This window comes from Sphingomonas sp. NIBR02145, from assembly GCF_027359115.1.
GTDB classification, from domain to species: Bacteria; Pseudomonadota; Alphaproteobacteria; order Sphingomonadales; family Sphingomonadaceae; genus Sphingomonas; species Sphingomonas kyeonggiensis_A.
The window spans coordinates 3,016,802-3,026,816 of record NZ_CP114791.1; the positions used below are offsets into that span (position 1 = coordinate 3,016,802).

Annotated in this window: 9 protein-coding genes; 3 read left to right on the plus strand and 6 right to left on the minus strand. The window is 68.1% G+C overall.

Annotation, left to right across the window (positions count from 1 at the left end; genetic code table 11):
- Positions 1–24 precede the first annotated feature (24 nt).
- From O3305_RS13445 to O3305_RS13455, 3 genes are all read right to left on the minus strand, one after another.
- A complete protein-coding gene (locus O3305_RS13445; protein ID WP_269573014.1) occupies positions 25–1,029 on the minus strand; it encodes a sigma-70 family RNA polymerase sigma factor in 1,005 nt (334 codons plus the stop codon).
- 175 nt (positions 1,030–1,204) lie between these two features.
- On the minus strand, positions 1,205–2,290 hold the full coding sequence (locus tag O3305_RS13450) for an FUSC family protein (RefSeq protein WP_269573015.1): 1,086 nt from the start codon (positions 2,288–2,290) through the stop codon (positions 1,205–1,207).
- Positions 2,291–2,404: 114 nt separating this feature from the next.
- The gene (locus O3305_RS13455; RefSeq protein WP_269573016.1) at positions 2,405–3,127 is read right to left on the minus strand and encodes a dienelactone hydrolase family protein; all 723 of its coding nucleotides are present in this window, start codon (positions 3,125–3,127) and stop codon (positions 2,405–2,407) included.
- A 76-nt stretch (positions 3,128–3,203) separates the two neighbouring features.
- On the opposite strand from O3305_RS13455, the gene gpmA reads away from it, so the two are divergent.
- From gpmA to O3305_RS13470, 3 genes are all read left to right on the plus strand, one after another.
- On the plus strand, positions 3,204–3,890 hold the full coding sequence (gene gpmA, locus O3305_RS13460) for a 2,3-diphosphoglycerate-dependent phosphoglycerate mutase (protein WP_269573017.1): 687 nt from the start codon (positions 3,204–3,206) through the stop codon (positions 3,888–3,890).
- Positions 3,891–4,131: 241 nt separating this feature from the next.
- The gene (gene purE, locus O3305_RS13465; protein WP_269576516.1) at positions 4,132–4,587 is read left to right on the plus strand and encodes a 5-(carboxyamino)imidazole ribonucleotide mutase; all 456 of its coding nucleotides are present in this window, start codon (positions 4,132–4,134) and stop codon (positions 4,585–4,587) included.
- The gene (locus O3305_RS13470; RefSeq protein WP_269573018.1) at positions 4,584–5,660 is read left to right on the plus strand and encodes a 5-(carboxyamino)imidazole ribonucleotide synthase; all 1,077 of its coding nucleotides are present in this window, start codon (positions 4,584–4,586) and stop codon (positions 5,658–5,660) included. Before purE ends, O3305_RS13470 begins: the two co-directional genes overlap by 4 nt.
- Before the next feature lie 35 nt (positions 5,661–5,695).
- Here O3305_RS13470 and O3305_RS13475 read toward each other — a convergent pair whose 3' ends face one another.
- From O3305_RS13475 to O3305_RS13485, 3 genes are all read right to left on the minus strand, one after another.
- A complete protein-coding gene (locus O3305_RS13475) occupies positions 5,696–6,634 on the minus strand; it encodes a DUF808 domain-containing protein (protein WP_269573019.1) in 939 nt (312 codons plus the stop codon).
- Between the two features lie 156 nt (positions 6,635–6,790).
- Positions 6,791–7,090: a hypothetical protein gene (locus O3305_RS13480; RefSeq protein ID WP_269573020.1), complete on the minus strand. Its 300-nt coding sequence runs from the start codon at positions 7,088–7,090 to the stop codon at positions 6,791–6,793.
- 14 nt (positions 7,091–7,104) lie between these two features.
- Positions 7,105–9,969 carry a M16 family metallopeptidase gene (locus tag O3305_RS13485; protein WP_269573021.1) on the minus strand — a complete coding sequence of 955 codons (2,865 nt, stop codon included), beginning with the start codon at positions 9,967–9,969 and terminating at the stop codon, positions 7,105–7,107.
- Positions 9,970–10,015 lie beyond the last annotated feature (46 nt).

The window sequence follows — 10,015 nt, forward strand, 5'->3', positions numbered from 1 at the left end:
TTCAGCGCAGCCCGGTGCGCGGGATCAGTGCATCACCAGCTGCATCACCGGCAGCGCCGGGGTGATGTAGGAGCGGCGCTCGGCCTCGATCGCTTCGACATGGGCGAGGCGGTTGTGGAGCGCGCTGGGATCGGGGAGCAGCGAGATCTTGGCGGCGGCAACCGCGGCGCTGCGGCGCGGACGAGCCGGCGGCATGGCGCGGCGCGCATCCTCGGCCATCACGGCGAAGCGGGGCTGCTCGGTGGCGATCTCGACCAGCGTCTTGGTGGCGCGCTTGGTGATCTGGCGGATGCGCTCCTTGGTTACGCCGGTGTCGTTCGAGATCTCGTCGAGCGTGGCGGTTTCGAAGATGCGGCGCTCGACGATCTCGCGGTCGCGCTGCAGCTTGGCTTCGAGCTTCTCCATCTCGACCGGATCGACCGTCTTGAACGGGCCCGAGCGGCGGACGGGCGCATCGGCACCCTTGGCGCGGGGGCGGCGGCGGAGGGATTCGATACCCACCTTGCGGAGCTGGTCGACATAGGCGTCGATCAGGTCGGAAACCGCGCCCTCGGCGAGATAGTCCGACGCGCCGGCCTCGGTGCGGCCCAGCGCATCCTCGTCCTCGATCATCGCTTCGGGCGAGATCTCGTCACCGTCGGGCGAAGTTGCAAGGGCGGAGAGCGAAATCGTGGTCGCCTCGACCTTCTTCGCCGAGGGGCGCTGGTCGGTCATCAGGCGGAAGCGCAGGCTCTGCAGCTCGCCGCGGATCTGCCAGTTCACGAAGGTGGTGAACTGCGCCTTGGTGGGGTCGTAGCTCTCGATCGCGCGGTGCACCGCGATGGCGCAGCACTGCTCGGCGTCTTCCCAGTGCGCGGTGAGGCCATACTGGCGGACGAAATGGCGGATGCGCGGGGCGATCAGCTTGAGGATCTGGGCGAAGGCACGGTCGACAGTGACGCGCTGGCGATTGGTCTGCGGCGCATCCTTGGGGGTGTTCTCAAGGACGGTGGCAACGGCGGCTTCAAGCGCGATCGTGGTCTTCGACATGGTCTGCAATCCCCTGCTTCTGCAACCGCTCGGCTGCTGTCGTGAGGGGTTTATGAACCGGGCAAGGACCCGCGAATATTCGGCGCAGACCCTTATGGTAGTCGCACCTTACGGATGAATCCTAGTTGCTGCTGGAGGCATTTCGTTAACCATCCGGGGCGACTCGCCGGTTTCCTTAGATATCGCCGGGCCCGTCGCTGTTTGACTGTTGCACTACTTGCCGGCGCGGCGCGATCCAGTGCCAGGCGAGCAGCACCGGCTCGAGCACCGCGAAGCCGATCAGCACCCCGGCGAGTCGCATCAGGGCCGGGCCGATCTCGGCATCGGCATAGCTGTCCGGAACCAGCACGATGAGAATCGCCAGCGCGAACTGGGTGCCGACATAGCGATGGGCATGATCGCCATTTTCAAGATGCTTGCCGATCACCACGCCGATCACGGTGCCGAGGACCAGCAGCGGCGCCGATCCGTGCGCGACGAACAGGAAGAGCGCGGCGAGCGCGGCACCGGCCAGGCAGCCGAGGAAGCGCTGCACCAGCCGGCGGCTGACCGGCAGCAGCCCGCTCGCCCCGATCGAATCGGCGGGGACCAGCATCACCGCCATGATCCCGATCGCGGCCTGGGACAGCGCCGGGACATGCAGCCAGGCGGACAGGCCGACAAGCAGCGCCAGCGCGGTCGCCGCCTGCAGCGCGTGCCGCGCGGCTTCCGGGTGCCAGCCGAGCCCGGCGGGACGCGGCGCGGGCGTCGCCGGCCAGCGCCGGCGCAGGGTGAGCGTGGAGGCAAGGCTGACCGCGACGCAGGCGAGCGTGCCCGCCACCGTCTCCAGCACCCGCGTCTCGACGAAGCTGGCAAGCGCGACGTGCGGATGGGCAAGCTTGTCGAGCACGACCATTGCGAAGGTGAGCCCGAAGAACAGCCAGGCATAGGAGCGCCTGGCAGTGATCGCCGCATAGAGCGCGCCGCCGCCGACCAGGAACAAGGCCGCCGCGGCGGCCGGCCACCAGCCGAGGAACGGCGCGGCGGCGAGCGCGAGCAGGCCACCCGCGCCGGTGCCGGTGATCCGCAGCAGCCCGCGCACCAGCGTCTCGCCGGCATGGCCGCGCATCACCATATATCCGGCAAAGGCCGCCCAATAGACGTTCGCCGCGCCCAGCCAGTGCGCCACCGCGATCGCCAGCAGCACCGAGGCGACGACTTCCGCCTCGTCGACCGTGCGGGTGTTGACGCGGTCCAGCAGCTTGGGGCGGGGCGGCGTCATCTCTTCCAAGTCCCGACTCGATCAGCGGTGCGGATCAATGAATCAGCCTTTCGGTGCGCTGATCCCCGGCGAACGCCGGGGATCAGCGAGGGGGCAGCGCGGGAATCCCGCTGCTCAGGCGAACACCTCTTCGAGGAAGTTGGTCATCGCCTGCCAGCTGCGGCGATCGGCTTTGGGTTCATAGACCACGCCGGGCACGGTCGAGGTCTTGCGGTCCTGGTCGGTAAAGGCGTGGCCGGCATGGCCATAAGCGTGGATCTGCCAGTCGGCGCCCGATTCGGTCAGCTCCTGCGCCAGCGCCACGGTCTTCTCGGGCGGGGCGATCGGGTCTTCCCAGCCATGGCAGACCAGCAGCTTCGTCTTGATCGGCGAGACCGTGAAATAGTTCGGCTGGTCATAGACGCCGTGGAAGGAAACGCCGCCGAGGATCGGCAGGCCGCTGCGCGCCATGTCGAGCACGCATTTGCCGCCGAAGCAGAAGCCGATCGCCGCCAGCTTGCCGGGATCGACATTGCCGAAGCTGGCCAGCGCCTCGAGCGATGCCTCCAGCCGGTCGCGCAGCAGCGCGCGATCGGCGTTGAGCTCGTTCATGTAGACGCCGGCATCGGGGCCGTGCTGCGTCCGCTTGCCCTGGCCATAGACGTCGGCCGCCAGCGCGACATAGCCGAGCTTGGCGAGATTCTCGGCATGGACGTTGTCGGCTTCCTTCTGGCCGAGCACGTTCGGCAGGACGAGCACGCCGGGGCGCGCCGTCGTCACTTCGTCCTCATAGGCGATCACGCCTTCGAACGGGCCGCCGGAGCCTTGATACACCAGAGTTTGCCGAATGATCGCCATCTTGCGACTCCCTTGCGCTTGTCCCTGTCGCTGCTGCCGCTAAGAGCGCCCTCAACCGGTTGCAAGGAGTTCCCCGATGCCCACGCTTGTCCTGATCCGCCACGGCCAGTCGGCCTGGAACCTCGAGAACCGCTTCACCGGCTGGTGGGACGTCGACCTGACCGAGCAGGGCGTCGCCGAGGCGACCGCCGCGGGCGTGCTGATGAAGGAGAAGGGGCTCGACTTCGACCTGTGCTTCACCAGCTTCCAGAGCCGCGCGATCAAGACGCTGCACCTCGCGCTGGAAGCGATGGGCCGGCTGTGGCTGCCCGAGGAGAAGAGCTGGAAGCTCAACGAGCGCCATTATGGCGGTCTGACCGGGCTCAACAAGGCGGAAACAGCTGCGAAACATGGCGACGAGCAGGTGAAGATCTGGCGCCGCAGCTTCGACGTGCCGCCGCCGCTGCCGGAAGAGGGCTCGCCCTGGGACCTTGCCAAGGACGAGCGCTATCACGGCGTGCCGATCCCGCAGACCGAATCGCTGAAGGACACGATCGCGCGCGTGCTGCCCTATTGGGAAGAGACGATCGCGCCGGAGCTGAAGGCCGGCAAGCGCGTACTGATCGCGGCGCACGGCAATTCGCTGCGCGCGCTGGTCAAGCATCTCTCGGGCATTCCCGACGAGGAGATCGTCAGCCTCGAGATCCCGACCGGCGCACCGATCGTCTATGAGCTGGACGACGAGCTGAACGCGGTGGATCGTTATTATCTGAGCGAGCGCTGACCTTAATCCTCCCCGAGCTTGTCTCGGGGAGGGGGACCATCGCGCAGCGATGGTGGAGGGGCCGCCGCAACGCGGCGGTGAACCGCCGCGCCCCTCCACCCCGACGCTTCGCGTCGCGGTCCCCCTCCCCCAGCAAGCTGGGGGAGGATTTGATTAGCCGTTGCCCTCCCCCGCCCTTCGCTCTAGTCAGCGCGCTTCCAACAGCTTGGGGCAAGACGTGGCACCTCTGGTCGGCATCATCATGGGCAGCACCTCCGATTGGGAGACGATGCACCACGCCGCCAAAGTGCTCGAGAAGCTCGGCGTGCCGCACGAGACCAAGGTGGTCAGCGCGCACCGTACCCCGCAGCGCCTCTATGACTATGCGACCGGCGCGGCCGATCGCGGGCTCAAGGTGATCATCGCCGGCGCCGGCGGCGCAGCGCATCTGCCCGGCATGGCCGCTTCGATGACGCATCTGCCGGTGCTGGGCGTGCCGGTGGAGTCCAAGGCGCTGAAGGGCATGGACAGCCTGCTCTCGATCGCCCAGATGCCCGGCGGCATCCCCGTCGGCACGCTGGCGATCGGCAAGGCGGGCGCGATCAATGCCGGCCTGCTCGCCGCGGCGATCCTGGCAACGTCGGACGAGGCGCTGAGCGAACGCCTCCAGGCGTGGCGCGCGGCGCAGACCGAGAGCGTGGCGATCGACCCCGAATGAGCGGCGCGCTTCCCCCCGGCTCGACCATCGGCATCCTGGGCGGCGGCCAGCTTGGCCGCATGCTCGCGGTCGCCGCAGCCCAGCTCGGCTATCGCACCCATGTGCTGGCGCCCGACGAGGAGAGCGTCGCCGCCCAGACCGCTTCCAGCTACACCCGCGCCGATTATCACAGCCGCATCGTCCTCGATGAGCTCGCCGCCCAGTGCGACGTGATCACCTATGAGTTCGAGAATATCGCGGTCGGCCCGGTCGAGTTCCTCGCCGGCAAGGTGCCGGTGCGCCCCGGCGCGCAGAGCCTGTCGATCGCGCAGGACCGCGCGCGGGAGAAGGCGTTCGTCGCGGCGCTTGGCGGGCGCACCGCACCCTGGGCGCTGGTCGAGACGCGCGAGCAGCTCGAAGCGGCGATCGCCGAGATCGGCGCGCCGTCGATCCTGAAGACGCTGCGGCTCGGCTATGACGGCAAGGGCCAGGTGCGCATCCGCGACGCGGCCGAAGCGGCGAGCGCCTGGGAGGAGATCGGCGAGCGTCCGGCGATCCTCGAGGGCTTCGTCACGTTCAGCCACGAATTCTCGATCATCACGGTGCGCGGCGTCGATGGCTCGCTGGCGAGCTATCCGCCGCCCTGGAACGAGCACAAGGACGGCATCCTCGACAAGTCGACCGTGCCCGCTCCCGCCGAGATCGCCCGCCACTGGACCGAAGCGGCGACGCTGGCCGGCCGCGTCGCCGAGGCGCTGGGCCATGTCGGCGTGCTGACGCTCGAGTTCTTCGCGACCGACGAAGGCCCCGTGTTCAACGAGATGGCACCGCGCGTGCACAATTCGGGGCACTGGACGATCGAAGGCGCCGAGTGCTCGCAGTTCGAGAACCATATCCGCGCGATCTGCGGCCTGCCGCTGGGCTCGACCGGGCTTACCGGCACCGCGATCGAGATGGAGAACCTGATCGGCGAGGACGCCCATCGCTGGGCCGAGCTGCTTGCCGAGCCAGGCACGCACCTGCACCTCTACGGCAAGGGCGATGTGCGTCCGGGGCGGAAGATGGGACATGTCACGCGCGTGAAGCGGGGCTGATTCTTCCCCTCCCTTCCAGGGAGGGGAGTTTAAGGTCAGTGCGCCGCCTTCTTCTTCGGTACCAGGTGGAGCACCCCGGCGATCACCGCGCCGACGATCAGCCCGCAGATGCCCGCGCCGATCGCGCCGACCAGCCACTCCACGAAGCCCTGGGCGAACGGCACGGCATGGCCGGCGAGCTCGGCGATATGGTGGACGAAGTGCGGGATCGCGCCGAGGTGGAACACCTCGAGCCCGTGCAGCAGGATGCCGCCGCCGACCCAGACCATCGCGGCCACGCCGATATGCGACAGCGCGGTGAGCAGCACCGGCATCGCCTTGACCAGCCCGGCGCCGAGCTGGCGCGCGCCGGCCGAGGGCTTGCGGCTGAGGTGCAGGCCGATGTCATCCATCTTCACGATCAGCGCGACCACGCCATAGACGCCGATAGTGATCGCTATCGCCACCGCCGCCAGCGCCGCGGCACGCATCGGCAGCGAGGCGTCGGGCAGCTCGGCGAGCGCGATCGCCATGATCTCGGCGGAGAGGATGAAATCGGTGCGGACCGCGCCGCTGACCTGGCGCTGCTCGAGCTCCTCCGGGCTGGCGATCTCGGCAACTTCCTCTTCGGCATGATGGCCGGCGAGCGCCTCGATGATCTTCTCGGCCGCCTCGAAGCAGAGATAGGAGCCGCCGAGCATCAGCAGCGGGGTGACCGCCCAGGGCGCGAAGGCGCTGAGCAGCAGGGCAACGGGCAGGATGAAGAGCAGCTTGTTGCGCAGCGACCCGAGCGTGATCTTCCAGATGATCGGCAGTTCGCGGTCCGGGGTGAGGCCGACGACGTAGCGCGGGGTGACCGCGGCATCGTCGATCACCACGCCCGCCGCCTTGGTGCCGGCGCGGCCCGCGGCGCCCGCGACATCGTCGAGCGACGCCGCCGCCAGCTTGGCTATCGCCGCCACGTCATCCAGCAATGCGACCAGACCGCCCGCCATGTCATCCCCTTTTGTGAACCCGGGTTCAGCCCATAGCGGAGTGCAGGGCCTATGAAAGCCCCTCCCCTGAAGGGGAGGGGCTTGAGAAGCCCAAAAGCAAGGCGCCCGCCCCGCGGGTGCGGGACGGGCGCCTCGTCTAGCCTTGCGGCCGCGTGCTTAGGCGCGCGAGCCGGTGAGCGGGAAAGCGCCGAACGCGCCGGCGGTGACGGTGCCGGTGATCGTGTCGCCGTCCACGGTCGCTTCGCCGGTCAGCGTCATCGGCATGGGAACCGAGACGTCCATCGACCAGGTCAGCTTGTCGCCATCGACCTTGCCGTCCTTGGCCTCGGCATTGCCCATCGCGCCCGAGAAGGTGCCGGTGAAGGTATCGCCGTTGCTGGTCACGGTGAACACCGCCGCCTGGTCACCGAGCGGCGACTTCACGACCGTGTTCCAGCTGCCATCCACATTCGCCATGAGAGCTCTCCTGATTAGTTGCCCGCCGGCTTGGTGCTCGCCAGCGACGCTGCCGGAACCACCTCGACGGGGAGGCCGATGCTGTCAAGCTGCGGCCGGACCTTGGAAGCGTCGCCCACGACCACGTAAACGAACTTGTTCGGGTCGAGAGCCGCGCGTGCCGCAGCGTCAAGCTGCGGAATGGTGAGCGCGCGATATTTTTGCGCGATGGTGCTGAAATAGTCGTCCGGACGGCGCCGGATGTCGTTCTGCTGCATCGCGTTGAGCACCGCGTCCGAGGTTTCGAAGCGGCCGGGCAGTTCGCGAGTCGAGCCGTTGACTTCGCGGGTCAGCTCCTCGGGCGTGACGCCCTTGGTGGTGAGGAAGTCCTTCACCTGCTGCTGGATCGCCTTGATCGAATCGCCCGTCTTGTCGGCCTGGACCGGGGCGCTGATCGTGTAGGGAACCGCGTGCTCCATGAAGTTGAAGCCGCCGCCGGCGCCGTAGGACCAGTGCTTGGCCTCGCGCAGGTCCATGTTGATGCGCGACAGGAAGCCCGAGCCGAGCGCCTGGTTGGCGGTCGCCACCGCCAGCGTGTCCGCGAAGGGATCGACCGGGGTGAGCTGCGCGGCGACGATCAGCGACTGGGGCGAGTTCGGCCGGTCGATCAGGATGATCTTGGGCGTCACCGCCTGGCTGGCGGCGGCGAACGCCTTGGTGCCCGCCGGGCCATCGACCTTCCAGCCGCCGAAGCGCGCCTCGAGCGCCGCCTTGATCTCGGCGAGCGGACGATCGCTGACGACGAAGATCTTGGCCTTGTCCGGGCGGATCCACGCCTTGTGCCAGGCGACGAGATCGTCGCGGGTGATCGTCTTGACCACCGCCGGGTCACCCGAGCCGGCGCCCAGCTTCGCATAGGGGCTGGTGGCCGGGTAGAGCACGCGCGGGGTCATGCGGGCAGCGAGGCTCTGCGGCGTGGTCAGCTCCTGGGCGATGCCGGTCAGCGACTGGCCGCGCACGCGCTCCAGCTCCGCCGGGGCGAAGGCCGGACGCTCGACGACATCGGCGAACAGATCGAGCGCGCCCGCCAAATTGGGGCTCGGCGCATCGACGCTGAGATAGGTGCGGTCCGCCGAGCTGCCCGAGCTGATCCCGGCGCCGAGGCGCTCGCGCGCTTCGGCCAGCGCCGTCGAATCGAGGCTGGTGGTACCCTCGTCCATCATGTTGAGCGTCAGGCGCTGGGTGCCCAGCTTCTCCGACGGATCGGCGGCAACGCCCGCGTCGAAGCTCATCTCGACCTGGGTGACCGGCACCGCCGTGCGGTTGGCGTAGATCAGCTCGATGCCGTTGGAGAGCCTGGTGCGCTCCACCTTCGGGAAGACGAGGTCGCCGATCGGCGACACCGCCGGCAGTGCGCCGCGCGTGCCCTTGACCGGCTCGGCCTTGGGACCCTCGGCCGGCTTGGCGGCGACCGCGGTCGCTTCCTGATATGCCTCGCGCTGGCCGGGGACGACCATCACGGTGAGCGCCGGGCGGTTGAGCCATTTGTTCGCGGCGGCCTTCACTTCGGCCGGCGTGACCTTCGCGGTCGCCTCCAGCTCCTTCTTGAAGAACAGCGGATCGTTCGAATAGAGTTCGCCCGAAGCCAGCGCCACGGCCTTGCCGCCGAAGCCGCCGACCGATTCCAGCCCCGAGATACGGCCCGAGACCTTGGTGGTGGCGACGCGGGTCACTTCGTCCGCGGTCGGGCCGCTCTTGAGCAGATCGGCGAGGATCTCGTCGAGCCGCTTGGAGACGACCGCCGGGTCGACACCGGGCTTCACCACGGCCTGGACCGTGAAGATGCCGAGCTGCGCCATCGACTGGATACCGGACGAGACCTGCACCGCGGTCTTGTCCTTGCGGACCAGTTCATTGTCGAGCCGCGAGCTGGCGAGGCCGCCGAGCACCGAGGCGAAGACGCTGAGCGGCACCGCATCCTTGTCGTTCAGCCCGGGCACCGCCCAGCTGCGCAGGATCAGGGTGGCGGCCACGCTGTCCTTGATCGTCACCGTCTTGGCCGCAGGCAGCGTCGGTACGGTCACCTTGGGCAGCACGCTCTTGGGGCCGGCCGGGATCGCGCCGAAATACTTCTCGACGAGCGGCTTTGCTTCCTTCGCGTCGATATCGCCGGCGAGCACCAGGATCGCGTTGTTCGGGCCATAGTGCGAGCGGAACCAGTTCTTCACGTCGTCGAGGCTGGCGGCATCGAGATCGGCCATCGAGCCGATGACGTTATGGCCATAGGGGGTGGTGCCGAGCAGTTCCTCGAGCACCTTGTAATAGACCAGGCCGTAAGGCTGGTTGTCGCCCTGGCGCTTCTCGTTCTGGACGACGCCGCGCTGCTCATCGAGCACGTCCTGGGTGATCGCGCCGAGCAGGTAGCCCATGCGGTCGCTCTCGAGGAACAGCGCGCGATCGAGCGCCGGGCGCGGCACGGTCTCGAAATAATTGGTACGATCGAAGCTGGTGGTGCCGTTGAAATCGGTGGCGCCGACCTGCTTGAGCGGCTCGAAGAAATCGCCCGGGGCGTTTTCAGAGCCGTTGAACATCAGATGCTCGAACAGATGGGCGAAGCCGGTCTTGCCGGTCGGCTCATGCTTCGAGCCGACATCGTACCAGGTCGAAACCGCGACGATCGGCGCCTTGCGATCGGTGTGGACGAGCACGCGCAGGCCGTTCTTGAGCGTGAAGCTCTCATACGGGATGTCGACCTTCTTCACGAGCTCGGCGACCGGCACCGGCTTGGCCTCAGCGGTGGCCGGCGCGGCGGCAGGTGCCTGCTGCGCAGCGGCCGGCATCGCGGCGCCGATCGCCAGCGCACAGCTGGCCGCGCTGCAAAGCATCAGGAACGATTTCATCTGTCTTGATTCCCCCGAACGGTCTGGATGGGGTCGAGCATAACGC

Coding starts and splice junctions, on each gene's coding strand:
- O3305_RS13445 (WP_269573014.1), bottom strand. CDS start 1,029: ATGTCGAAGACCACGATCGCGCTTGAAGCCGCCGTTGCCACCGTCCTT.
- O3305_RS13450 (WP_269573015.1), bottom strand. CDS start 2,290: ATGACGCCGCCCCGCCCCAAGCTGCTGGACCGCGTCAACACCCGCACG.
- O3305_RS13455 (WP_269573016.1), bottom strand. CDS start 3,127: ATGGCGATCATTCGGCAAACTCTGGTGTATCAAGGCTCCGGCGGCCCG.
- gpmA (WP_269573017.1), top strand. CDS start 3,204: ATGCCCACGCTTGTCCTGATCCGCCACGGCCAGTCGGCCTGGAACCTC.
- purE (WP_269576516.1), top strand. CDS start 4,132: ATGGGCAGCACCTCCGATTGGGAGACGATGCACCACGCCGCCAAAGTG.
- O3305_RS13470 (WP_269573018.1), top strand. CDS start 4,584: ATGAGCGGCGCGCTTCCCCCCGGCTCGACCATCGGCATCCTGGGCGGC.
- O3305_RS13475 (WP_269573019.1), bottom strand. CDS start 6,634: ATGGCGGGCGGTCTGGTCGCATTGCTGGATGACGTGGCGGCGATAGCC.
- O3305_RS13480 (WP_269573020.1), bottom strand. CDS start 7,090: ATGGCGAATGTGGATGGCAGCTGGAACACGGTCGTGAAGTCGCCGCTC.
- O3305_RS13485 (WP_269573021.1), bottom strand. CDS start 9,969: ATGAAATCGTTCCTGATGCTTTGCAGCGCGGCCAGCTGTGCGCTGGCG.